The 23,787-nt window shown below is 58.1% G+C and carries 25 protein-coding genes; 13 read left to right on the top strand and 12 right to left on the bottom strand.

Going from position 1 to position 23,787, the window contains the following annotated elements; translation table 11 throughout:
• The first annotated feature begins 1,190 nt into the window (after positions 1-1,190).
• On the top strand, positions 1,191-1,913 hold the full coding sequence (locus tag ABRP84_RS09800) for a hypothetical protein (RefSeq protein ID WP_349853583.1): 723 nt from the start codon (positions 1,191-1,193) through the stop codon (positions 1,911-1,913).
• A gap of 20 nt (positions 1,914-1,933) precedes the next feature.
• Here the strand turns inward: ABRP84_RS09800 and ABRP84_RS09795 are convergent, their stop codons facing one another.
• Complete coding sequence (locus ABRP84_RS09795; protein WP_349853585.1) at positions 1,934-2,980, bottom strand: pseudouridine synthase; 1,047 nt, start codon at positions 2,978-2,980, stop codon at positions 1,934-1,936.
• Between the two features lie 120 nt (positions 2,981-3,100).
• On the opposite strand from ABRP84_RS09795, the gene ABRP84_RS09790 reads away from it, so the two are divergent.
• From ABRP84_RS09790 to ABRP84_RS09780, 3 genes are all read left to right on the top strand, one after another.
• On the top strand, positions 3,101-4,000 hold the full coding sequence (locus ABRP84_RS09790; protein ID WP_284772298.1) for a universal stress protein: 900 nt from the start codon (positions 3,101-3,103) through the stop codon (positions 3,998-4,000).
• 178 nt (positions 4,001-4,178) lie between these two features.
• Entirely contained in the window at positions 4,179-4,430 is a 252-nt protein-coding gene (locus ABRP84_RS09785) for a GlsB/YeaQ/YmgE family stress response membrane protein (protein ID WP_023024398.1), read from the top strand.
• A 78-nt stretch (positions 4,431-4,508) separates the two neighbouring features.
• Positions 4,509-5,117, top strand: coding sequence for a TetR/AcrR family transcriptional regulator (locus tag ABRP84_RS09780; protein ID WP_349853582.1), 609 nt, complete (start codon positions 4,509-4,511; stop codon positions 5,115-5,117).
• Here ABRP84_RS09780 and yidC read toward each other — a convergent pair.
• Complete coding sequence (gene yidC, locus ABRP84_RS09775; RefSeq protein WP_023024394.1) at positions 5,074-6,018, bottom strand: membrane protein insertase YidC; 945 nt, start codon at positions 6,016-6,018, stop codon at positions 5,074-5,076. The two genes, ABRP84_RS09780 and yidC, sit on opposite strands and share 44 nt — an antisense overlap.
• Positions 6,019-6,053: 35 nt before the next feature.
• Between yidC and ABRP84_RS09770 the strand changes: the two genes are divergently transcribed.
• Positions 6,054-6,716: a class E sortase gene (locus ABRP84_RS09770; RefSeq protein WP_023024392.1), complete on the top strand. Its 663-nt coding sequence runs from the start codon at positions 6,054-6,056 to the stop codon at positions 6,714-6,716.
• Entirely contained in the window at positions 6,716-6,868 is a 153-nt protein-coding gene (locus tag ABRP84_RS09765) for a hypothetical protein (RefSeq protein WP_005285347.1), read from the top strand. The genes ABRP84_RS09770 and ABRP84_RS09765 overlap by 1 nt, the downstream gene beginning before the upstream one ends.
• On the opposite strand, the gene ABRP84_RS09760 is transcribed toward ABRP84_RS09765, so the two are convergent.
• Positions 6,865-7,395: a DUF2020 domain-containing protein gene (locus ABRP84_RS09760; RefSeq protein WP_349853581.1), complete on the bottom strand. Its 531-nt coding sequence runs from the start codon at positions 7,393-7,395 to the stop codon at positions 6,865-6,867. The genes ABRP84_RS09765 and ABRP84_RS09760 overlap by 4 nt on opposite strands.
• Between ABRP84_RS09760 and ABRP84_RS09755 the strand changes: the two genes are divergently transcribed.
• Both ABRP84_RS09755 and ABRP84_RS09750 read left to right on the top strand, forming a co-directional pair.
• Positions 7,394-8,557 carry a sensor histidine kinase gene (locus tag ABRP84_RS09755; protein ID WP_349853580.1) on the top strand — a complete coding sequence of 388 codons (1,164 nt, stop codon included), beginning with the start codon at positions 7,394-7,396 and terminating at the stop codon, positions 8,555-8,557. The two genes, ABRP84_RS09760 and ABRP84_RS09755, sit on opposite strands and share 2 nt — an antisense overlap.
• Before the next feature lie 37 nt (positions 8,558-8,594).
• Complete coding sequence (locus ABRP84_RS09750; protein ID WP_023029700.1) at positions 8,595-9,233, top strand: response regulator; 639 nt, start codon at positions 8,595-8,597, stop codon at positions 9,231-9,233.
• A 4-nt stretch (positions 9,234-9,237) separates the two neighbouring features.
• Here ABRP84_RS09750 and ABRP84_RS09745 read toward each other — a convergent pair whose 3' ends face one another.
• Positions 9,238-9,549, bottom strand: a complete 312-nt coding sequence (locus tag ABRP84_RS09745) for a histone-like nucleoid-structuring protein Lsr2 (RefSeq protein ID WP_349853578.1) — start codon at positions 9,547-9,549, stop codon at positions 9,238-9,240.
• A gap of 193 nt (positions 9,550-9,742) precedes the next feature.
• Complete coding sequence (locus tag ABRP84_RS09740; protein WP_023024381.1) at positions 9,743-10,375, bottom strand: DUF6474 family protein; 633 nt, start codon at positions 10,373-10,375, stop codon at positions 9,743-9,745.
• A gap of 68 nt (positions 10,376-10,443) precedes the next feature.
• On the opposite strand from ABRP84_RS09740, the gene ABRP84_RS09735 reads away from it, so the two are divergent.
• Positions 10,444-11,877, top strand: coding sequence for a TM0106 family RecB-like putative nuclease (locus ABRP84_RS09735; protein WP_349853577.1), 1,434 nt, complete (start codon positions 10,444-10,446; stop codon positions 11,875-11,877).
• Here ABRP84_RS09735 and ABRP84_RS09730 read toward each other — a convergent pair.
• The 3 genes from ABRP84_RS09730 to ABRP84_RS09720 all read right to left on the bottom strand — a co-directional run bounded on the left by ABRP84_RS09730 (position 11,874) and on the right by ABRP84_RS09720 (position 15,062).
• Positions 11,874-13,172: a copper oxidase gene (locus tag ABRP84_RS09730; RefSeq protein WP_349853575.1), complete on the bottom strand. Its 1,299-nt coding sequence runs from the start codon at positions 13,170-13,172 to the stop codon at positions 11,874-11,876. The two genes, ABRP84_RS09735 and ABRP84_RS09730, sit on opposite strands and share 4 nt — an antisense overlap.
• A gap of 10 nt (positions 13,173-13,182) precedes the next feature.
• Complete coding sequence (locus tag ABRP84_RS09725; protein ID WP_349853574.1) at positions 13,183-14,334, bottom strand: MFS transporter; 1,152 nt, start codon at positions 14,332-14,334, stop codon at positions 13,183-13,185.
• Positions 14,335-14,459: 125 nt separating this feature from the next.
• Positions 14,460-15,062, bottom strand: a complete 603-nt coding sequence (locus ABRP84_RS09720) for a superoxide dismutase (protein ID WP_005279684.1) — start codon at positions 15,060-15,062, stop codon at positions 14,460-14,462.
• Between the two features lie 163 nt (positions 15,063-15,225).
• On the opposite strand from ABRP84_RS09720, the gene msrA reads away from it, so the two are divergent.
• A complete protein-coding gene (gene msrA, locus ABRP84_RS09715) occupies positions 15,226-15,873 on the top strand; it encodes a peptide-methionine (S)-S-oxide reductase MsrA (RefSeq protein WP_349853573.1) in 648 nt (215 codons plus the stop codon).
• Here the strand turns inward: msrA and ABRP84_RS09710 are convergent.
• On the bottom strand, positions 15,870-17,612 hold the full coding sequence (locus ABRP84_RS09710; RefSeq protein ID WP_023024368.1) for an alpha/beta-hydrolase family protein: 1,743 nt from the start codon (positions 17,610-17,612) through the stop codon (positions 15,870-15,872). The two genes, msrA and ABRP84_RS09710, sit on opposite strands and share 4 nt — an antisense overlap.
• Positions 17,613-17,699: 87 nt before the next feature.
• On the opposite strand from ABRP84_RS09710, the gene ABRP84_RS09705 reads away from it, so the two are divergent.
• Genes ABRP84_RS09705 through ABRP84_RS09695 form a run of 3 tightly spaced genes read left to right on the top strand, consistent with a single transcriptional unit; the run spans position 17,700 to position 20,292 of the window.
• Positions 17,700-18,647: an L-lactate dehydrogenase gene (locus ABRP84_RS09705; RefSeq protein ID WP_349853572.1), complete on the top strand. Its 948-nt coding sequence runs from the start codon at positions 17,700-17,702 to the stop codon at positions 18,645-18,647.
• Positions 18,647-19,351: a glycerophosphodiester phosphodiesterase family protein gene (locus ABRP84_RS09700; protein ID WP_349853571.1), complete on the top strand. Its 705-nt coding sequence runs from the start codon at positions 18,647-18,649 to the stop codon at positions 19,349-19,351. Before ABRP84_RS09705 ends, ABRP84_RS09700 begins: the two co-directional genes overlap by 1 nt.
• A 20-nt stretch (positions 19,352-19,371) precedes the next feature.
• Entirely contained in the window at positions 19,372-20,292 is a 921-nt protein-coding gene (locus ABRP84_RS09695) for a DUF5926 family protein (protein WP_349853570.1), read from the top strand.
• A gap of 285 nt (positions 20,293-20,577) precedes the next feature.
• Here ABRP84_RS09695 and ABRP84_RS09690 read toward each other — a convergent pair whose 3' ends face one another.
• The 3 genes from ABRP84_RS09690 to ABRP84_RS09680 are packed head-to-tail and all read right to left on the bottom strand — an operon-like array spanning position 20,578 to position 23,773.
• The gene (locus tag ABRP84_RS09690; RefSeq protein ID WP_349853569.1) at positions 20,578-21,870 is read right to left on the bottom strand and encodes an LCP family protein; all 1,293 of its coding nucleotides are present in this window, start codon (positions 21,868-21,870) and stop codon (positions 20,578-20,580) included.
• 59 nt (positions 21,871-21,929) lie between these two features.
• The gene (locus ABRP84_RS09685; RefSeq protein ID WP_349853568.1) at positions 21,930-22,640 is read right to left on the bottom strand and encodes a CPBP family intramembrane glutamic endopeptidase; all 711 of its coding nucleotides are present in this window, start codon (positions 22,638-22,640) and stop codon (positions 21,930-21,932) included.
• On the bottom strand, positions 22,637-23,773 hold the full coding sequence (locus ABRP84_RS09680) for an amidase (RefSeq protein WP_349853565.1): 1,137 nt from the start codon (positions 23,771-23,773) through the stop codon (positions 22,637-22,639). Before ABRP84_RS09680 ends, ABRP84_RS09685 begins: the two co-directional genes overlap by 4 nt.
• Positions 23,774-23,787 lie beyond the last annotated feature (14 nt).

Genomic DNA, 23,787 nt, shown 5'->3' with positions numbered 1-23,787 from the left:
CTAAGCCTGTACACGCTGATGGTACTGCAACCGGGAGGTTGTGGGAGAGTAAGTCACCGCCGACACCAAACAACAAACAACAACAAAATAAAGTTTGTACCGAAAGGGGCAAGGACACCGATTCCAAAGGTGTGCTTGCCCCTCTTCTTCGTGATCCCTTGAGTTTTATGAGGTTAAGGTCTTTTAATGGATACAGGATTGGGGATGGTCCTCGTGTTCGCGGGAAAGCATGTTCATTTTGACTTCGCGATCAGCGAAGCAATTTCTAAAAATAGCGATGTCTGGAGCTAGCCATGTTATTTTAGGCCTTGGTGCCAAAGCTGCGGTGTGCTGGACATGAGGGGCTAAAACCTCTACTAAGGACTTTGCCGGCCAGGGTGTTGGCTTAGGGCTTAATGGGGAATGCTTCTCGGGACACGGTAGCGGGGATGGATGGCCGTGGATGTGTTTTCCGGACGGCTCCCTCGCAGGTTCGGTTGGGTCTGTGAGAGCATAGCGCCCTAGCTTAACCGGTTTTGGCTTTATCAATTTATCCATTGCTTGGTACGGATAGACGAGCGAGAGAAAATTAGGAGAACAGAAATGAGCCTCGGGCGGAGAATGCTGGTCATTGCGTTGGGTACCAACATTGCTACTCTTTGCGTCGTCAGTGCTGTTCTTTTAGTCGTTCTACCGAACGATGCACCGCGGTGGCTCATTTTTGGAAATATTGTTGTGTTCGTAGCGTGTGTTTACAACACGTACAAAGCAGTGACGGTCTGGCCAGCTGAAATGAAGGCTGCCACGGACAGCTGATTGATAAAAACTGGTAGGTTCCACGTTTTCAGTATCGAGTGCCAGAGTGCTCCAAGAAGGGCACTTCTTTGGTGCTTGGCATCGTTAGTGATGTATTAATCGGCGACGGCACCGTGGCTGGCTTTTCGTCCGACTGTTTGTGTTCAAACAATCAACAGTTCCGCATTGGGGCGTGTGCTATCGGTTGGACTTCTGCATGTTTTATCCAGCATGCGTTCGACTCCACAGCGCGTGCTTTCTTCGGTCAGGCCCAACCCAGACTCGGCACTTCTTCAAAAGAAATCATAGCTAGGCCACGCCATTATTGCGGAAGTTCGTTTATTATCGTGTTCAAATACTTCTGTAGTTTGTCTTGCAAAAGTATGGCGGATAATTTATAGGCCGTTAGGAGAGTCATGGCGAAAGACAGCTCTGACCTAGGTGATCCCCAAGATATGCCAGAAAGAAGCGAGCACTATGCGCGAGGGGACTATGGCGCAGGACAGTTTGCCTATGGGCGCCAAGATGGCGGCTCGGGTCGGACCAAACAGGAGAGGTTGAGCCCTGAACCAAATAATGGTGTTAAGCTGCCTGGTTTGGTCCGACTTTGCTTCATTATTTCTGGCATTTGCAGCTTATTTTTAATTGTCGGCTACTTCCAAACCTGGGGGAGGGTCGACTTAGGGGGCTATGGTTCCTTTTCCTACACTGCGCGGCAAACGCAGGGCATTATCAACTTGTACCTCGGATCCCTCGCGATTGCTTATAGCTTGGTCGGCAATGATCTGAGCGGGCTGCGGGGAGCCAGATGGCGCGGTGCTCCTACGCTCGTGGCGGCCGTAGCTTCTTTCTGGGCCGCTGATCATGGGTGGCAAGGCTTTACTGCGAATTTAGGAGACGTTGATGGAAGGTTGTTCTCGGTCGAGATGGGGACCGGGCTTATCTTGGTACTGTCAGCATCGACTGCGATGATCGTCTGCGGTGTCGTTGTTCTGATATGCGATAGGAACATGAAACCTGTTGAGAATGGCAATGGGGTTTTCTCTCCCCAGAGGGGGTATAGCGCTCCGGACGACTCCGGAGAACAATCGCTCGACTTTAGTGATCTGAATTTTGATGACACGAGGCGAGAAGAATAGCGGTCGAAGGTGCCGGGAGACTAAAGCAGATTGTGCGTGGCCAATGGAAGGCCTGAGATGAAATGACGCGGCTTTCCGCTGAGTGGATCCGTGAATTCTAAGTCCGTTGCTGTTAAGTGCATGGGAACGGACATGTCTTCAGATTCCTCAGGGAAAATAGTGGGATAGACAGGATCGCCGAGGATCGGTACGCCCGCCTGCCACATGTGTAGGCGCAATTGATGGGTCTTCCCAGTCTGTGGTTTTAGGGTGTAGACGCCAAGGTCTGGTTGTGGCCCATGAACTTTTTCATAAGGGGCTTTATCAATGGGGTGTATCGATTCTAAGGTCGTGAAAGCATTGGGCTCACCACCTGCTATTCGCCCCTGGATTTCACCGGGAGTTTTGGTCAGGTGAGAGGACCATTGGAGGGGCGTCGGCAAGCGGCGGAATTCTGCGACGGCTTGATAGGTCTTGTGGACTTTCTTTTCTGCAAACAGCGACTGATAGGCGCCGCGGACGTCCTTGTGCTTAGTGAATAGAAGCAGGCCGGAGGTGAGGCGGTCGAGGCGGTGTGCCGGCACTAGCTCGTTATTGCCGGTGGAACGGCGGAGGCGAACGGTGGCGGTTTCGACGATGTGCCGGGCGCGCGGCATGGTGGCCATGAATGGGGGCTTATCGGCTACCAGGAGATTGTCATCTTCATAGATGATGGGGATGTCATAGGGCACCGGTGTTTCTGGTGCGGGGATGCGGTAGAAGAAGACATCGACGTCTTTGCCGAGTACGGTGCCTGGCTTTAGGGGAGTTTGATCGCGCAGGACTACCTCGCCCGCGGTGAATCGGTCATGCAGCGCCTGTGCATCATCATTGGGGTGGCGGTGACGCTGGGAGGATATGACTTCGCTGAGAAAATCCCAGGTGCTAAGGCCTGCCTCCGGGGTGCGTACGCGCGTAGGATTGAGCCCATTTTTGATGGGCAAAGGGATGAATCCCTTTTTGCGATGTATTAGTGTGTTTGACATGGATATTAATTCTCTCGCGGACCAGGTGATGGCCTTTTTCAATGATGGAATTGGCGCGGTGATAAGGGACGTATTCCGAACGCTCCTCGAAATTTTCTCTCCGTCCAATTCTGATCCTGCAACTGTCAACCATTAAGCCTAATCCGTACTATAATTAAGGTATAACCACCGAAAGGAAAGATCATGGCCAAGGAAGACATTGTAGTCGTCGCCGTCGACGGCTCTGACGCCTCAAAGAACGCCGTCCGTTGGGCAGCAAATACCGCGATGAAGAGGGAAATCCCCCTGCGCATCGCATCGAGCTACACCATACCGCAGTTCCTGTATGCAGAAGGTATGGTTCCGCCGAAGGACCTCTACGATGACTTGCAGGAAGAGACCCTGGAAAAGATCGAGGAAGCCCGTGCAATCGCTCACGAGGTAGCCCCAGAGCTCAAGATCGGGCACACCATCGCAGAGGGCTCCCCCATCGACATGCTCTTGGAGATGTCTCATGACGTCACCATGGTCGTGATGGGTTCGCGCGGTATGGGCGGCCTGTCTGGCATGGTCATGGGCTCTGTCTCCGCCGCAGTTGTCTCCCACGCCGCTTGCCCGGTAGTTGTGGTTCGTGAAGATAATAATGTCACCGACTCCACCAAGTACGGCCCAGTCGTCGTTGGTGTGGACGGTTCCGAGGTTTCTCAGAAGGCCACCTCCTATGCCTTCCGCGAAGCCCAGGCTCGCGGCGCGGCCCTCGTTGCCGTGCACACCTGGATGGATATGCAAATCCAGGCATCCCTCGCCGGCCTTTCTGCAGCTCAATCTGAGTGGGCAGAAATTGAAAAGGAACAGACTGAGGTGCTGGAAGAAAACCTGAAGGAACCGCGCGAAGAGTTCCCCGATGTTGAGGTGAAGAAGCAGATCACCCGTGACCGCCCCGTCCGTGCATTGACGGAGGCCGCCGAAGGCGCGCAGCTTCTCGTCGTTGGCTCCCACGGCCGTGGTGGGTTCAAGGGCATGGTCCTTGGCTCTACCTCCCGCGCATTGTTGCAGTCTGCACCGTGCCCGATGATGGTGGTACGCCCAGACGACGAAGGCTAAATCTTTCGCTAGCCTGACTTCCCGGCGCTCTTCTCCCGGCTTTCGCAGCTAGGGAGTGGAGCGTTTCTGGTGTTTTAGAGCCACTTTGCTATACAAATGTGTCGTATTTGTTATCCCCACTCGAGCCGCGGGGGTTTAAACTGGGGAGTATTCGATACGTTTATATTAGGAGGAAATCATGGGATTAGGTTTGGGTCTATTCACCTCGATCATTGTTGGTATCATCGCTGGTTGGCTGGCAGAGAAGATTATGAAGCGTGACCACGGGTTGTTTACCAACCTGGTGGTGGGTGTTGTCGGTGGCCTCATCGGTGGCATCATCATCCAACTACTGAATATTGAGGCTAGTGGTGGTTGGATCTTCTCCATCATCGCGGCCACCGCGGGCGCTTGCCTCTTGCTGTGGATTGTGGACAAGGTGAAACAATAGTCCGCATATAATTAGCGTACATACCGGTTTGTCTATAAAGTGTAGATGAACCGGTTTTGTCGTTGTAGAGAGGAATCCATGGCAGAGAAGAAGTCGCGCCGCAATCGACCCAGCCCGCGGAGCCGATTGTTGGAATCTGCAACCAAGCTCTTTAAAACTGAGGGCATTCGCGTCATCGGTATTGACCGCATCTTGCGCGAAGCGGATGTGGCCAAGGCATCCCTATATTCGTTGTTTGGTTCCAAGGATGCCTTAGTTATTGCCTACGTAGAGTCCTTGGATGAGCAGTTCCGCCAGGACTGGGAGCAGCGGACGGCTGCCATGCAGGATCCGGACCAAAAGATCTTGGCCTTTTTTGACAAGTTCATTGAGGAAGAGCCGGAAGAAGGTTTTCGCGGTTCGCACTTCTTGAATGCAGCGGGTGAGTATCCGCGGCCTGAAACGGATTCGGAGCGCGGCATCGTCGCGGCCTGCATGCAGCATCGCGATTGGGTGCACTCCACCTTGACAGCTCTGTTGACGGAGCGCAACGGCTATCCCTCGGCCTCCCAAGCAAGCCAGCTCTTAATTTTCCTCGATGGCGGTCTTGCCGGATCCCGCCTGACCAAGGAAGCAGGGCCGCTCTATACCGCCCGCGAGCTGGCTACTCAGATGCTTTCGGCTCCTCCTGCTGATTATTCGATTTAAGGTGCTTGTGCGCCTCCATGCGCAGCCGGTTGACCCGCTTTTTCTCTTCCTTGGAAAGAGCGGGTTGTTTTTCTTTATTGCGCCAATTTTGAAGGCTCTCGCGACGCATCGCATTCACTTCATCTGTAAGCGGGTAGAACTCGCGCAGCATGATTTCGAAGATGATGGTCTGAATGAGGGTGATCCAATAGGCACAGCCCCAATAAATAATGATTGCGACGGGAATGGGGCCATTATGGGCCAGGTGCCAGAGGAAGAAGGGCACGATGATGAGCAAAATGCCCATGAAGATGAATACGCGGCGGTTCAGTTTTAGATCGAATTGCGTGGTGCGGAAGCTGCGGATCAGGGCGATGATGGAATTCGCCATGGTAAAGACGATGGCCGCAATGAGCACGGGATTAAGCAGATCGCCGTGTTCGCGGGCGAAATCAGTGATCGGGGCGCCGTAGAAAGTGGTTTCACGGAAGGCCGCGACGTCGTCAGCATTGAGCATGCCGACGGTCTTTGAGTCCTGATCGATTTTCGACATCCGAAGGATCACTTGGTACAAACCAATGAAAACCGGAATCATGATGAGCGGAGGGATGCAACCAGCAGCAGGTTTGTAGTTATAGCTCTTCATGAGGTCTTGCTGCTTTTTGATGAGCGCAGCCATTTCCTCTTTGGTACTGGCGTGGTTCATCTCCTTGGAGATATGGTTATTCTCCGGCCGCATGAGAACGCCGATGCGTGCGGAGCGCACCGACATCCAGTTGAGGGGGATGACGATGCCTCTCACGGTGAGCACCAAAAGGAAAATGGAGACAAGCCAGGCAGCGGATTCATCAACGAAGCCGCTGATAAGCCAATGCCAGAATTTCATGATTCCGGAAACCGGGTACATGAAGAACTCGAACATGCTGTACCTTTCGGTGAGGAAGTATGGTTTAGAACATGACAAAAGTTCTCGGCGAACTCATGCTAACCATTGGTTTGGTTTTAGTTCTATTTGCATTCTATGAAGCATATTGGACGAATGTGGAATCAGGGCGCTTACAAGATGAAGCTAATGCGAAATTAGAAGAGCAGTGGCGCAACCCGCGGGAGAAGAAAGACCCAGATTTGGGAGAGGCCTTCGCACAGATGTCCATCCCTGCCTTTGGCTCTGATTATCACTTTGCCATCATCCAAGGTACGGATGAAGATGATCTATTGCGCGGCCCTGGCCACTATGAGGACACGCAAATGCCAGGTGAATTAGGGAATTTTGCGGTAGCTGGGCACCGCGTGGGCAAGGGTGCCCCATTCAATGATTTGGGTTCATTGCACACCTGCGATGACATCATCATCGAAACCCACACGGAAAAGATTACCTACAAGGTGCTGCCCATCGATGGCGAGCATGCGGATTGCTTCGATGAAGTACCAGAAGAATATACCCATGTTGCCGGCAGGCATATCACCACGCCTGGCGATGTCTCAGTGATCGACCCCGTGCCGGGGACTGAAGCAGACCCCACGCGGGGAATGCTGACTCTGACCACCTGTCACCCGCAATTTTCCAACGCCGAGCGCATGATTGTGCACGCGATGGAAGTTGGAAAGGAAGCTAAGTAATGTATCGCGCTTTGTGGAATCTATTGCCAGGGCCGAAGCCAGTGAAGGCGCTGCTTGCCATTGCCATTGCTGTGGGAGTCTTCTTCCTCCTTATGGAGGTCGTCTTCCCCTGGGTTTCGCCGATGATGCCCTATAACGACGTCGCGGTTTAAAGCCCTAAATTGGCAATCGCTTCCTGGGCAATCTGCTCGGACTTGAAGGTCTGTTGCTGATTGCTCCACACCAGCACCGCGTGGGTATCCTTTTGCACGGCGTAGACGGCCTGCTCATTGACGATGCCCCGTCCGCCTTCCCAGCCTGCAAAGGAGGCGGGCTCGGTGGCATCGATTGGCGCGGCCCAATCCACCGCGGCGCGGGCATCTTCTACGGTGGGCATATCGCGCACGATGACGGTAGCTTGCGGGTGGTCTTGATAAGACCAAAACACGCACGCGGGGGTGGGAAAGCGCGTGTCGATGCCCTGCTTGGTCAGGCGCTCGCCGTTGGTATTTTCCAACCAACCGGGATCGATATAGGGACAATCGCTCCACTCGTTGACCTCTGCGGTCTGTTCCACGTTGATGGCGGCGCTTTCCGATGCCACCTCGTCTCCCAGTTCGTCCTGGTCTGCTTGCTCGGTCTGGCATCCCGCGATCCCTAATCCGGTCAGGGTGAGAAGGACAAGTAGGCTTTTGCGCATGAGTTCCACACTAGATCGGGATACCGATGCGCTACGCACCGGTATCCACTTCCTAACGGCGGTCCTGCTGGTGGTGGGTATTTTTACCTCGGTGAAAATGCCGCTATCCCAGTCCCTTATCAACCTATTGCTCTTGGTGGGGTTCGCGGCCGTCTATTTTGCGGGATCGATCTATGCGGAGCAGTGGCCGCGGCCCATGCGCTACTTGTGGATAAGCATCCTCACGGTGTTATGGGGTGCGGATTTATTCGTGGCTCCCGCCGCCATCTATCTGGTATTCGTCATGTACTTTTTGTACCTGACCGTGCTGGATATGACCGCAGGAATCCTGTGCGTCATCGGCGCTACCGTGCTCACTGTCGTGGTGCAAATACCGGGAGGCCTGACCTTTGGTGGAGTGATGGGCCCGGCGGTCTCGGCACTGGTAACCGTGGCGATTACCTATGCGTTTCGCACCTTATCGCGCATGAACCGGGAGCTAGTAGAAACCCGGACGCAATTGGCGGCCACGGAACGAGACGCCGGCATGGTAGCCGAGCGCCAGCGCATCGCCCACGAGATTCATGACACCTTGGCCCAGGGTCTGTCATCGATTCAGATGCTGCTGCACTCCGCCGACCGGGATTTGGATAAAGAAGACATTCCCGCCGCCCGGCGGCGCATTGAGCTTGCGCGACGGGCCGCGGCGGATAACCTGCATGAGGCGCGGGCCATGATTGCGGCGCTGCAGCCGCCCACACTGACGGAGACATCCCTCGAGGCGGCGCTGACGCGCATGGCGGAAAACTTCGCCGCTACGGCGGGGTTCCAGGTGGAGGTCGAAAGCGAAGGCGCGGAGCAACAGTTGCCGATGAAAATAGAGGCGGCGCTATTGCGGATTGCACAGGGGGCGGTGGGGAATATCGTCAAGCATGCTCATGCCAGCCGCGCCCGGATCACCGTCACCTACGAAAGCGACGAGGTGCGCGTGGATGTGGTGGATAATGGGCAGGGTTTTGATCCCGCGACGGTGGAAAGCGCGCCGGCGGGCCTGGGGCATATTGGCCTTTCTGCCATGCAGCGCCGCGCGCAGGAGCTGGGCGGCGAGGTGGTCATAGAATCCGCGCCGGGGGAGGGCACCGCTGTGTCAGTTAGTATGCCCTTTGATAAGGCGGTAGATTAAACTTTTGGTTGAGAAAAACATCGACAGGAGGGATGTCGTGATTCGGGTCCTTTTGGCAGATGACCACGAGATTGTGCGGCTGGGGCTGCGTTCGGTGCTCGAAGGCGCAGAAGATATCGACGTCGTGGGCGAGGTAGCGACGGCGGAGGCGGCGGTGTCCGCGGCACAAGCAGGCGGCATCGATGTCATCCTCATGGATCTGCGCTTCGGGGCGGGGCTGGAGGGAACGCGCGTTATGGGTGGCGTCGAAGCCACCGCGCAGATTCGTTCCTCCATGAGCACGCCGCCCAAGGTGCTGGTCATTACCAATTATGACACCGATGCGGATATTCTCGGCGCCATCGAGGCAGGCGCGGTGGGCTACCTCCTAAAAGATGCCCCACCGCAGGAGCTTTTGGATGCCGTCCACTCGACGGCGGAGGGGGACTCGGCACTTTCGCCCATCGTGGCAGACCGCCTCATGACCCGAGTCCGCACGCCCCGCACCTCATTGACGCCGCGCGAGCTAGAGGTTTTGCAACTGGTGGCGGCGGGGGCCTCGAATCGGCAGATCGGCCAAGACCTCATGCTTTCTGAGGCCACGGTGAAATCCCACCTGGTGCACATTTATGACAAATTGGGTGTGCGCTCGCGTACCTCTGCGGTGGCGGCCGCCAGGGAACAGGGCGTGCTCTAAGCGTCTAGTGGGCGGAGTTGTAGGCGTCGATAATATCCTGGGGGATTTTGCCGCGGCGCGCTACGTCATGGCCCTGCTTTTTCGCCCATTCGCGGACCTTGCGGGGATCGACCTGTGGGGAGTCCGCATCGGGGGCGGCATGTGCGGCCTCGACAAAGGGGGCGATTGCCTCGTGGAAGCGGCGAGCATTGTCGCGGGATAGATCCATGATGTAGCTGCGCCCGTTGACGCTGAAGCGAACTACTTCTAATTCATCCTCACCAATGAGTTCATTATCAAGGTCATCATAAAATTGCGTGATTTCGCGGCGTGCCATAGTACCTCCATGGTTTATTGCGTCGATATGTTGGACTAATACTGGAATTTGGAATCTGAATTAACTTTAATTCAATTCTACCAGTGTGTAAATTAATAGACAATAAAAATTTACTTATTGGCACGTGCATATAAAAATATCGCCGCAACCTTAAAGAAAGGTGAACGGCGGTTGACGGAAAGAAAAGGAGAAATTAAGCGCCCAGGCGCTGTTGAATCTCCGCAGTAACGGAATCGATCTCTCCACTAATGGTCTTATGCGCGCGGCGGCGCTGCTGCTCCGTCATGAATTCGGCGTTATCGATCGCAGCATCAACCTCCTCGAGGCGCTCGCGCACGTCCCGCTTGAAGCCACTGGGCAGGTCTACATCCTTGAGGGAATTACGGATGCCGGCGGTGCGGGCCTTGAGCGGGGCGCCGTAGCCAGAAAAAGAGGCCATTTCTGCGGAACTTACGCCCGCTTTGTGAGCCTTGCGCTTTTCTTTCTCGGACTTAAGGCCCACAAATGCGCGATAAACGAGGGGAAGCAACAGCGGGGCGGCGGTGCGCAATGCGCCTGCATAGCGCTTGACCTTGCCAGCATTAAAGTGGCCCTCGCGCAACTTTTCCAGCTCTTTTTCTGCCATTTTCTGTTCGTGTTTACGGCGCTTTTTGAGGCCCTTTTCTTCGGCCTTAACAAGGTGCTTTTCTTGCTTGGCAAGGAGCTTTTGTTGGCGGCGACGATCCTTCGACTGGGCCTTTACCTCAGCCTTGGCGCGCGCTTTCGCTGCCTTGGCCTGCGCGCGTGCCTCCTGGCGAGCCTTTTTCAATTTCTTGAGGATACTCATTATTTTCCCTTACGTTCGATCGAGTCTGGATTCAACATTACCTTGCTGTTCTATTAAGCTCACCCGGTGTGGAGGATGTCGTTGTAGCTTCGGATCTCGTTGGGTGCCGCTATCGCTTGGTGCAGCGGCGCGCCCACCCGGAGATTCCGCGCACCCGATCCTCGATCGCTAGGGCCGAGCGCCACAGTGCTGCCGTAGACGCGGTCATGGAGTTATTCCCGCGCAAAGCCCCTGGCCGTTTCCGGCGCATCGATCTAGAAGGCGATGATTGGGAACGCGCCATGGCCACGCTGGAGGCCATTGCCTCCGGCTATACCCACATCACCAATGCGGTCTTTGCCACCGAAAAGTGGAAAGTGCACGTGGAATTGCTGCTCCGAGAGGGCAGCTCCTATACCCCCATTATTGTGAGCAACCACCGCGTGGCGCGCAAGAACCCAAAGAAAACCACGCTTGCCGTGCCGACTCATCGCCTTGGGCTGAGTGAGCCTATGGAGGTTCCGTATAAGTCGCGCCACCATGCCGTCGATGGCTATCGTTTGGCGCTCGCCGCCCAGGCCCTGGAAGAGATGGGCCTGAACTCCGGGCGCGGCGGTGCCATTGGTCAGGACCGCCAGCAGGCCTTTTTCACGGAGACGGCGAAGTTTGACGTGCAGCGCGCCTGGGATAAGCCGCTTCCCACCGCGCCGGTGCGGGTCAAGGAATGCGCGAGTTGTAGGTTCTGGCCCCTGTGCGAGCAAGAGCTGGTGGCGGCGGACGATATTTCCCTTTTCTTACCGGGTGATCGCGCACGGCCCTTCCGTGAGCGCGGTATTACCACGGTGCAGGCGCTTATCGATGCCAATGTGGGCGAGCCCTCCCGCCTCGCGGCCGCGTGGCGCTCCGGTCAGACGCTGCTGCGCCGCGGGGATACGGCGGTGCCGCGCGCGGATATTGAGGTGGATGTGGACATGGAAGCCTACATGGACCAGGGCGCGTACCTATGGGGCGCGTGGTTCGAGGGCGAGTACTACCCCTTTGTAACCTGGGAGCCGCTGGGCGGGCGCGCTGAGGCGGAGAACTTCGCCGAATTTTGGCGGTGGTTGACGCGGCTGCGCGATACAGCGCATGCAGAAGGCAAGACCTTTGCCGCCTATTGCTATTCCGCCCACGGCGAGAACCACTGGATGCGCCGCTCTGCGCAGCGCTTCCGGGAGGTGGACGAACGGGAAGTAGAAGACTTTATCTCTTCCCCAGAGTGGGTGGATATGTTTGCCTACGTGAAGAGATCCTTTGCGGGGCCCTTTGGGCTGGGGCTCAAGGTGGTGGCCCCAGTGGCGGGTTTCCGGTGGCCGGAAGAGGATTTTGATGGCGAAGAATCCGTAAATGCGCGCCGGGAGGCCCTAGCGGGCGATATGAGCGTCCGGCAGCGCCTCTTGGACTATAACGCCGGGGATGTCCACGCCACCCGGATAGTGCGCGAGTGGATGAGCGCCGGCGCGCCGGGAACCCCAGAACTCTAGAGCGCCGCGAACAGGGCGTAGATTACCGCCAGGATGGCGATGCCGATATAGATTTGGTTCCAGTCTGCGGTGGTTTTCGGCTCGGGACCTTCCGCCTTTTTCATCAACACCTGCTTTTGGGCCTTGACCGCACGGGCAATGAGAATGGGGTAGATGGCCAAGGAACCGATGCATAGCAGCGAGGCCACTACCTTGAGCACGGAGATATCCGTGCCGATCCAGATAAGCAGGCCGCCATTGACGAACGTCGCGCGCAATAGGCCCCACCGATCCAGCTCTTGCAGTCCCGCGCGGACCGCGCCGGGGCCGCCGCCCATGGTGGTGGGAAGAAGATAACTCATGACTCCGATGAGCAGCTGCGCCGCAAAGCCCACCACGAGGCCGAGCGTGGGAAGCCCTGGTTCTGCCACGAGGAAGTGCTGCGTGGTGCAGTACGTCAGAGAAAGCACCAGCCAGAGCGCGGCCATCAGCACCGAGACGGAGGCAAAGTTAACGCGGTCGCGCGGAGCGCGGGCGACGTCGATGACATTGCCAAGCCACTGTTGCAGGCTCAGGATCCAGCCAATGCAATAGATAATCAGCCCGAGCTCCGGGAAGTCCAAAAACGCGCCGATCGTCGTTGCCACCACGCCCAGGGTAAGCAGTAGGAAAGAGGAGGACATGCGCTCATTGGTGCCCTGCGTGCGCCAGATGGTGGGGAAGAGGATGGTCAACGAACCTGCCGCGGCAAGCCCGATGAAACCGCCGATATTGGCGGCGATATGGGCCAAGAGTAGTTGCGGATCGCCCGGGTGAATGGCCAGGATTGCGCCGAAGACCGCGCCTACCGGCAGGCACAGCGCGGACAATACGTAGGCGCCGACAACTGGGCGGAAGCGCTTATCCTTGGCGGAGCGCCACTGGGTAAACAGGGTCGCCGCGTGCCATAAAACGGTGAGCGCGATAAGCGTGGCACCGATCTGGGTCAGTATCCAATGGCGATCCCAGAATTGCACGAGGATTTGGCCCGCCACGGCGATGATGATGCCGATATTGAGGATATAGATGCGCGCGAGCTGTTTGGGGCGGGCGGAATCCGGCAATTTTTGTTGTACGAATTTTTCTGTGAGGTGCTGCGACCACACCAGGATGCTGTTAGTGACTAGGCCTAGTGTGAAGAGGTGGATTAGTACCCAGCGATAATTGGGCACGAATATGTGCGCTGCGCCCACCACGATGAAGACCATCATCCAGATGGACACGGGGCGTGAGGCTTTGCGGTGCCAGGTGCGGTTCGACCACTTATCTTGAGGCATAAAACCGAGTTTAGTCGGATTTAATTTTGGTCCAAGTCAACCCCGTGAGAGCGAGCGCGAAGGCGGTGAAACAGGCGATGAATTGGTGCCAGGTGAGGGCATCGAAAAGCGTGCCTGCCAATGCGCCTACGATGGAAGAGCCCAGGTAATAACAGAAAACGTACATTGAGGATGCCTCGGCGCGGTCGTGGGTGGCTAGTTGCCCTACCCAGCCGGACGCGGTGGAGTGGACCGCGAAGAAACCGACGGTCAGGCACACCATGCCAATAAGCGTCATGGCCAGGTTGCCGGCGCAGAGGATAATGCCCACGGTAAAGAGCGCGGCGGAACCGACCATGGTTTTACCGTGGCCAATGCGCGCGACCAGCGTGCCCGCCCGAGCCGAGGACCACGTGCCGGAGAGATAAAACAAGAAGGTAAAACCAGCCAGCGCCGGGGACAGACCAAAATCCCCGGTCAGGCGGAAGGTAAGGAAGTTATACATAGACACGAACGTGCCCATGGATAAAAAGGCGACGATAAATAATGAGGCAAGATCCTTATTTGCCCAGTGCCCAAAGACCGCGCTCAGCTCGGAGCGGAAGTGAATTGGCTTGGGGTGGAAATTCCGCTGGGCGGGCAGGAGGAGCCAGCAAGTAATGGCAAAGGCTAGGGACACCACGGCGGAGCCAAGCAGAGCCCAGCGCCATGAGGAAAACTCCACCAAGCCAGCGGGAATGATGCGGCCGGTGAGCCCGCCCACGGAATTACCCGCGATATAAAGGCCCATCGCCTTAGGCAAGGCATTATCCTCGAGCTCTTCTGAAAGCCAGGCCATTGCGGTAGCTGGGGCGCCGGATAACATCGCGCCCTGCAGCCCGCGCAGGGCAATGAGCTGCCAGCCCTCTTGGGCCAGGGGCACCACGAGGCCCAGGATGGTGGCGGCGATGGCAGAAATGAGGAGGATGCGCCCGCGCCCATAGCGCTCAGAAAGAATGGACGCCGGAACCACGCAGATAGCCAACGCGCCGGTGGCGGCCGACACGGTCATGGCCGCCTCGGTGTGCGAGATGCCCATATCCGTTACCAACGTGGGCAAAATTGCTTGGGTGGTATAGAGACTAGAAAACACCGCCAAGCCCAATAGGAGCATGGCGATGGTGGCGCGCCGGTTTCTGGTCATGCATACCAGCATTCTCTTCACAGGCGGCGGTGTAAATTGCGCCACACCCTTGATGGGGTTAGTGCAAGCATAAAAATGCCGCCCTTCCAGTAAGGAAAGGCGGCAGAAAGTAACTAAGTTAGAAGTTACTTCTTAGCTGCAGCGAAACGCTCTGCAACGTCGTCCCAGTTGAAGACGTTCCAAGCGGCCTTGACGTAGTCGCCCTTCACGTTCTTGTACTGCAGGTAGTAAGCGTGCTCCCACATATCGAGCATGAGTAGCGGTGTGAAGTCAACGGAAACGTTGCCCTGCTGGTCGGTGAGCTGCTCGATGATCAGGCGGTCAGCGATGTGGTCGTAACCCAGCACTGCCCAGCCGGAGCCCTGGAGGGAGGTAGCGGCACCAGCGAAGTGTGCCTGGAACTTCTCGAAGGAACCGAAGTCGCGGTCGATAGCCTCTGCCAGCTCGCCGGTGGGCTGGCCGCCACCGTTCGGGGACAGGTTCTTCCAGAAGATGGAGTGGTTGGTGTGACCACCCAGGTTGAATGCCAAGTTCTTGGACAGGGCGCGGATACGGTCTGGGTTAGCCTCGCCGTTGCGCTCTTCTTCCAGTGCCTCGAGGGCAGCGTTAGCACCCTTCACGTAGGTTGCGTGGTGCTTGTCGTGGTGGAGCTCCATAATCTCTGCGGAGATGTGTGGCTCCAGTGCATCGTATGCGTATGGGAGGTCAGGAAGTTCGTAAACAGCCATTTGTGTAATCCTTTCTTCGGGTACGTGTCCCGATGATAGGCACGATCGAAAGATTTCGCCATGATTAATTTGAAATCTGCAATTACAGCGAATATTTAGTGGCCCGGGAATCTATTTGCCCAGTACAACGTTATTAAGGAAATAGAGAAAGGAGCTTTAACTGATGTGGATGTTTAAACCAGAACCGAAGATGGTGGCTGCGGAAGACGCCTTGCCGGGCCGCAGCGAGCCGGTCTTGGACCCGGCCCCGCACGCGGTGCTGAATGCCCCAATTACCGGCCCGTGGAAGGACGGCCAGAAATCGATTTTGATTGCCTTGGGCTGTTTCTGGGGTGCGGAAAAGATGTTTTGGGAGACCGATGGCGTCGAGTCCACATCCGTGGGCTACGCCGGCGGCACCACCCCGAACCCCACGTATTACGAGGTCTGCCGCGGGCAAACAAACCATGCAGAAACCGTGGAAGTTATCTATGACCCAGAGAAGATCTCCTTGCGCGAGCTCGTGGTGAAGGCCCTAGAAGCCCACGATCCGACGCAGGGCTTCCGCCAGGGAAATGACGTGGGCACGCAGTACCGTTCCGCGTTTTATCCCCGTACCGAAGAAGAGCGGAAAGAGATCCAAGCAATCGTGGATAGCTACGCGGATAAGCTCAAAGAATTTGGTTTTGGGGAAACCACGACCGAAGTAAAACGCTTAGCTGATACGGACTCTGGCGAGTACTACTTGGCCGAAGACGAACACCAGCAGTACCTGCACAAGGTGCCGAACGGTTACTGCCCGCACCACAGCACTGGTGTGAAGTGCGATTAGGCGTCGAGCCGGATAAAACCGGCGATTTTCCCGGCTAACTTAGAGGTGAGCTTCTGGCGCGATTGGGAGCCCAAGACCTCGTTCCAGTACCAGAGCATCTCCTGAAAGTAGTTATGCCCGTGGCCGCCTGGGACGTTCAGGGAGTTGATCTGGTCCAGGCCAATTTGCCACCAGGTAATAAACGGCGCCCAGCGCAGGTGGCGGAGCGTATCCGCCCGGAGTGTCTCCGGTTGGGGTTCGTGCATCCAGGTGGGGCGGCGGAACATTAGGTTCAGGTCCCACCACACGATGGCATCGGAGGCATGCTGGGCGATGAGCACCCGGGGCCGGCGCCAGGTCGAGGAAAAATCGTTGCCAAAGGCATCGCGGCGCGAGTGCTCCGGTTGGGCAACAAAGCGGACGTGTTGCCCGCCATCGATGACGGGGAGCCGCTCGAGCGAGCCGATATCGCGGCGCAGGCGCTGGGTAAAGTGCGTCATCCGCGGCGGGCCAGAAAAGACCGCGCCGTTGCAGGCGGCGAGGAGTTCTTCCTTGTTCTGGAAGTTATCCATAATGGCGTAGGCACCCAGTGATTCTCCTGCAAGGTAGAGACGCGGGCGGTCTTCTTCCGGGAGCTTGTCAATTTCTTCTTGCATCACGGAAATGAGCTCGGCCGCGGCGCGCTTGGGCGCGTTCTTATCCACGAGGTAGGCGAAAACCGAGGGCAGGTAGGAATACTGCATGGTGACGGTGACGCAATCACCGGCGGTTAAAAACTCGTAGGCGCTTGCGCTCCAGTTATTAATCCACCCGGATCCTGCGGGCATCTGAATAACGATGGTTTCCCGGCGCAGTGCACCGGTGCGCTGTAATTCTGAGCGCACCTTCTTCGCTGCTTGGGCGAAGGAACGCCCTGGGATATAGCCGGCATAAATGCGGATGGGTTCTTTGGCGGGAGTGCCGGTGATGCTGCGAATATCGCGGGCGCGCGGGCCGTTAGAGACGAAGCGCCGCCCTTGTTGCCCTAGCGCGGACCAAGGTTCAAGTGACCATGGGCTGCCGGAGCGCTCCGGCTCCCAGGGCATCGAGGTGCCGGGAAAGATTTGCTTGTTTAAGCGCTGTGCCTTGTGGGAGAGCGAACGGATCCAGCGCCGGAATACCACGCGGTCCGATAGTCCTACCGCGGCCACGGTTAGCCCTGCGGTGACGACCGGCCAGGCCACGAGTGCTGGAACCCAGCGGCCCAATTGTCGCGATAATTTGGTCACGGTCAGTTGTGCGGCCTCGCCTACCAAGAGCAGCGCGCCGTATCCGGCGGTGCCGGCGGCTAGGCCGATGGCCGCGGTAGCCGGACCGCGAACCAGTTGCTTATTAACAAGACCTGCCTGCTTTTCCTGGTTGCGCAGCGAGAGCGCCGCATTGAAGGCGGTGCCGGCGCCAATAGCTAAGTGCAGAATTTGGCGGTGCTGCGGTCCCAAGCGGTCTTGCGGGCGCTTGCCCAGCCGGTTGAGCACGAAACTCGTCGAGGCCGCCCCGAGGTGTCCGATGGCCTGCCCGATAGATACATTGGCAGCCGTTACCCACCACGGGCGGGGCAGCAGGGACGGGGATACCGCGGCCCACGTGGCCAGCTCTGCACCTAAGATTCCGGCCGACATATGGGGCGGCAACGTTTGCCGGCTGGTCATGCGGACGACGGGCGTGAGATCCGCGACTACGCCAAGAGAAATTAGTGCAGCGCGGCTGAAGGCGCGTTTCATGGTTGCCCATTATCCCAGAACATGTTCCGTTGCGCAGTGTGAAACATTCCGCATGCAAAACCCCGCTAGGCGTTGCACAATGGGGTCATGGCAAAGCATGTAGGAAATAAAGTCGTTCTCATTGGCGCGGGTGACGTGGGAGTCGCTTACGCCTACGCACTGGTCAATCAGAGCATCGTCGACCACCTAGCCATCATCGACATCGATGAGCGGAAGCTGGAAGGCAATGTCATGGACCTCAACCACGGTGTGGTGTGGTCGCCACAGCGCACCCGCGTCACCAAGGGCACCTACGCGGATTGCGCGGACGCTGACATGGTCGTCATCTGCGCCGGCGCCGCCCAAAAGCCCGGCGAAACCCGCCTTGACCTGGTGGATAAGAACGTCAAGATCATGAACAGCATCGTCGAAGATGTCATTGCTAATGACTTCGACGGTATCTTCTTGGTCGCCACCAACCCGGTCGATATCCTGACCTACGCGGTATGGAAGGCCTCCGGCTTTGACCACAAGCGGGTCATCGGCTCCGGTACGATTCTGGACTCCGCGCGCTTCCGCTACATGCTGGGTGAATTGGAGGACGTGGCCCCGAAGTCCGTGCATGCCTACATCATTGGTGAGCACGGCGATTCCGAGTTGCCTGCCGTCTCCACCGCGAATATCGCCGGTGTGCCGCTTTCGCAGAAGCTGGAAAAGGATCCGGAATACGCCGAGCGCATTGAAAAGATCTTTGAAGAAACCCGCGACGCCGCCTACTCCATTATCGATGCAAAGGGCTCGACCTCCTACGGCATCGGTATGGGGCTTGCACGCATTACCGCCGCGATCATCCAGAACCAGGACGTGGCGCTTCCCGTCTCTGCTTACCTGCAGGGCGAGTACGGCGTGGAGGACCTCTACATCGGTACCGCGGCCATCGTGAACCGCACCGGCATCGTTCGCCCGGTAGAACTGCAGCTCAACGAGCACGAAAAGGAGCGTTTCGACGCTTCTGCGAAGACGCTCAATGACATCAAAGAAAAGTTCTTCGGCTAGTGCACATCGTCGCGCATAGGGGATATTCCGGAAAATACCCGGAGCTATCCCCCTTAGCTTTTGAAAAGGCCATGGAGCTTCCCATCCATGGCGTGGAGTGCGATGTGCGGTTAAGCCGCGATGGCAAGGTGGTAGTCCAGCACGATCCCACCTTGGAGCGAACGACGGGGCGCGCCGGGCGGGTTTCGGCGATGGACTGGCGGGAGCTGAGCGAGGTCGACATCGGCAAGGGGCAGCGCATGATGCTTCTCGATGACCTCCTAGCCATGCTGGGGGGCAAGCCTCACCATCTTTATATTGAAACCAAGCACCCCTCCGGGCAAGGCAGTGCCTTGGAAAAGCGGGTCATGGAGCGGCTGCGCGCCGCCGGGCTTGATGAGGATCCGCGCATGCACGTTATTTCTTTTTCCCATAAGGCCATCCGTCGCATGAAGATTTTGGCACCGCATATTGACCGCATTTACCTGCGCCGGGATTGGGAACGCCATTTCAATCGCTCGGATTTCATGTGGTCGCGGCCGAGCGCCCTGGGGGTTTCCCTGCTGCGCGCCAAGATGCAAGCGGCCATTATCGGGGCGCAAGGCTTGCCCACGTATATGTGGACCGTTGATAAGCCAGAAGACATGAAGTGGGCTTGGTCCAATGGCGTAGACATGCTTGCCACCAATCAGCCGGAGGTGGCCCTGCGCGCTATTGAGCTGTAGAAAGCAGGTATCTTGGAGGCATGGCCAAGAAGAAAAAGAAACAAGAAGACCTGCCTGAGGGCATGTCCCGCCGTCAGGCGAAGCTTGCTGCCCGCGCCAAAGAGCGCGCCGCCTTGGAAAAGGACCCGCGCCCCTTTAGCGGTCTCGCGGCCGAGGCTTCCCTCGTTGCCATGCAAGAGTTCGTGCCCTCCGCTTTTGCGAAGCTCGACGTGAAGGGCTGCGATAGGAACGTCTACGTCTCCACCGTCCTCCCAGGCGCCACCGCTGCGCTGATCCGCGATGAGGAATTCGGCGGCGATGCTTTTGTGGCACTCCAGGTACAGTCCCATACTCATAACCCCGGCCGGGATCTGGCCTTCGCCCTGAATTGGGTAAAGAACAACGAACCAGGCTCTACCTTGGAATCAACCGCGGCCGATGGCTCGCAGCCGGAGCTTAGTGAGCTTATCGATGCCGCAACCACCCTCGACATCGAAGTCCACCAGGACTTCAGCTGGTGGATTCCGGAAGGCGCGCAGGTCACCCCTGAGGTATCGCAGTCCATGCGCGCCGCCAATGACTCGGTCATCGAATCCCACCAGGTGGGCAAGGACATTACCGGCACCGCCTTTTGGGCCAATGCCGGCGGCGGCAAAGCGCATGTGCGCTGGGTGCGCCCGAACGACGATGAGGCCGCATTCCTCAACGCCTTGGCGCGAGTCGCCGCGCGCGGCGAGCTGAACCTGGGCGAGGACACCAAGTTCGCCGGAGTCTTCCGCACCCACGGACTCATCGCTCCCGTCTTTGACGTGCAGCCCGAGGTTGATTACTCCTCTTATGAGGACAAGCTCGCGGGCGTAGATAAGGCCTTGGCAGAAGAAATCTCCAATGACGCGCAATTGAACGCAGAAGAGCGCAAGCAGTTAGAAAACATCAAGTCCCGCCAGGTGACGTTGCGCTAAACGCACCACAACAAAGCGGCCCTTTCCCTCAAAAAGACGAGGAGGGAAGGGCCGCTTTCTTCGCAATCTAGCTAGGATGGGTTAAAACATGAACAAGAAAAGCTCAGGGCCTCGGCGCATAGCCTGGGCTTTCGCAGCCGTCAGCGCAATAGTCTTCATGCTTGGCATAATTAGGATGTTCTCTATGGATCCTGTGGAATGGAGAGTTCTCCCTGAATTCTTCATAGCAACCACACTTGCTGGTTTCTCAATAGCGTTTTTCCGCTACGAAGATTGAGTTCAGTCCTATTTCATGGAGTCCCAGAGCTGTTGGGCGCTTTCATCGTCCCAGAGTACGACATTGCCCACGACGGTGTCTTGGAACCCGCCGATGGGGACGGTTTCCGTGTCCACGCCGGAGCCCATCGCAAGCGCCACGCGGGCCAGGTGCCATACGTGGTCGCCATCGCCCACGATGAAGGAGGAGGCGGTCTGATTAATCAGGGAAATCGACCGGAAAGGGTTAATCAGCGTGGCCGGGGAGGTGATCTTATTTAGCAGCGCCGCGAAGAATTCGCGCTGGCGCTGCACGCGGTCCAGGTCGCCCATCGCGGTGGCGCGGGTGCGCACATACCCCAGCGCATCGCTGCCCTCTAGCTTCTGGCAGCCTTCCTGCAGAACGATGCCCGCCAGCGGGTCATTAATAGGCTCTGGCACGCAGATATCAACGCCGCCGACGGAATCGACCACATTGGCCAAGCCACCCATGCCAATTTCGGCATAGTGGTCAATGTGCAGGCCAGTATTGCCCTCCACGGTTTGTGCTAGGAGCTTTGGCCCGCCGTAGGCAAAGGCGGCATTGATCTTATCCATGCCGAAGCCGGGTACTTCCACGTAGCTATCGCGTGGAATGGAGATCAGTTGGGCTTGGCCGGAGCGCGGGATATGCAGGAGCATGATGGTATCGGTGCGTCCCTCGCCCACATCGCCACCGGTGCCGAGCGCTTGTTGATCCTCTTCGGACAGGCCTTGGCGGGAATCGGATCCCACCAACAGCCAATTGGTGCCGGAGGTATTGGCCACCTGTTCATCCGGGAAGGCATCCACGCGGGTCAGGCGCGTATCGGCCCACAGCGCGAAGATGAGGCTGCACACCACGACGACGAGGATAAAGATGCCGGCGCAGCCAAAGAATTGCTTAACCGGATTGGTCTTTTTCCGGCGGCTGTGCGGCTTGGAATGGCGGCGGGGCGGTTGCTGCGCCTGCTGTGGCTGGTAGCGCTGTTGCAACTGCTGTGGCGATTGCGGCTGCGATGGTTGTGGTCGCCGTGGCGGCCGTTGCTGTGGCTGTTGTGGACGCTGTGGTGGCTGCTGCGCGGAACGCTGCTGGGCCCGGTACTGGCTGGGGTAACGGGTAGGGGTTTCCTGGCGCGGGATGTGCTGCTGCGGCTCGGCACGATTCGTGCGCGGCCGGCGGCGGATGGGCCGACCGTAGCGGTCCTTGAGGGGACGGCCATCGGCCCCAAGGACGAACTCACTGGATGAGCTATCGCCAGCGCGGCGCGCCTCCCGATGCGGATCTCGTCCTGATTCAGTCATGCGCTATACCTTACAAGGCGCCGGCCAATTCCCCCGCTTTCCTCGCGAGCACGCCACACTTAAAGTACGGAAAGACCGAAGGAATAGCCGAGGAAAGCGATCGCATCGATAAGAAAGTGCGCGATGACAAGCGGCCACACGCGGCCGGTGCGGTGATAGTAGTAGCCGTAGATTAAGCCCATGATGATATTGCCAAAGCCGGCCGATACCCCCTGGTACAGGTGATATGAACCGCGCAGGATGGAGCTTGCCGCCAAGGCGGCCGGCAGCGACCAGCGCGCCTGGCGCAGCCTGGTCATCAGCCACATGACCACCACAGTTTCTTCCGCAAAGGCGTTTGCGGCCGCCTTGATGAGGGACACCGGAATCTCTAACCACGCATTATCGAAGTCACCGGGAATGACCTCTTTGCTCCAGCCAAACTGCACCGCGGCGAAATACAAAACTAAGCCCGGGATGCCGATGAGCGCGGCAAGCCCCGCGCCGTGCAACCAATCAGAGGCGCGGTAGGCAGCCGGTTTAATGTGGTCTTGTGCCAGCAGGAAAAGTACCAGCGCACCATAGGCAAAAAGGACCGCCGCCGAGCACAATTGCAGGCCCAAATCCACCCACGCCAGAGCGGATTGGCTGGAATTGAGCGTGACGGATTGCTCATTGAGCGGCTGCGGGGCCGCCAGTGAATTGATTAGCCGCAGCACCGCCCTGACCCCGGAAATACCAAAGGTCAGGGTGAGGACGATGAGCAGTTCGGCGCGTAGTTTCTTGGTCATGGGTGCAGGATGTGGGCGAGGCCTAAAAGTTGGGCATCGGAAAGCGTAATGCCTCCCAGATGCACGCCGACGGGCGCGTGCGCGGGGATGGCCCAAGGAACGGAGATGGCGGGCAATTGGGCCATATTAAACAGCGAAGCCCACGGGGACCAGCGCGTTTGGGCGTCGAAATTCTCCGCGTGCGGCAGGGACAGGAAATGCCCCCGCGGCGGCGGATCCGCGGTGAGCATGGGCGTGATAATGGCATCGACCCGCCACTGCTGCGCCAAGAGCTCCGGGAGATGGCGGACATGGCGCTGCGCGGCGGTTAGCTCTGCGGCGGATACGGTAGCGCCTTGCTGGGCCACCCAAGCCGCGTAGCCCTCTGCCTGCGGCAGCCCCACAAACCGGGAGGTAAAAATCTCGCGGAAGTGCGCAAACGTGGCCCCTGCCTGCGGATAAGGCGCAATGGGGACGACCTCGAACCCCGCAGCGCGCAAGCGATCCGCGGCCTCGCGTGCCGCCCGCAGGTGGTGGGACTCTACCCGGGTCGCGGCAAACAGGGGCTCCAGCAAGAGCCCAATGCGGGCGCGCGGGGTGATCATGCGGTGGTCGTGCAGGAAGGCATTATCGGCCACGGTGCGGGTGATAAACCCCTCCGCGCCCAGGCTGCTGCCCGCAGGCTTAAAGCCCACGACCCCGCAGGCCGCCGCGGGAACGCGAATGGAACCTCCGCCATCGCTGGCCTGCGCCGCGCGCACGAGGCCGCGGGCCACCTGGACGGCCGCGCCGCCAGAAGATCCGCCCGGGGTGCGTCCTGGATAAAGGGGATTATCGGGGTGGGGAAGATCCACCGGCTCGGTATCGACGCGCAAGCCCAACTCCGGGGTGGAGGACTTGCCAATGAATATCGCGCCCTGCTTTTCCAATGTCGCGATGAACGGCTCGCTGACCGCGGGATAGTACGTGCGGTTGGCATTGCCCAAAGTGGTGGGCATGCCCGCGACATCGTTGAGATCCTTTGCAGATAGGACCCACCCGCGCAGCCGGCCGGTGCGGGCGGGGGTGCGCTGCAGATCCAGGTAGGTAAAACCGTGCTCTGCGGGGCCCATGCCCTGCACATCCGCGCGGAGTCGTTCTATGGAAAAGTCCATGGCGCACCAGTCTA

This window comes from Corynebacterium sp. KPL2861 (assembly GCF_040225475.1).
Classification (GTDB): domain Bacteria; phylum Actinomycetota; class Actinomycetes; order Mycobacteriales; family Mycobacteriaceae; genus Corynebacterium.
The sequence above is the reverse complement of the archived record's forward strand: the minus strand, read 5'-3'. Positions and strand labels throughout refer to the sequence as shown.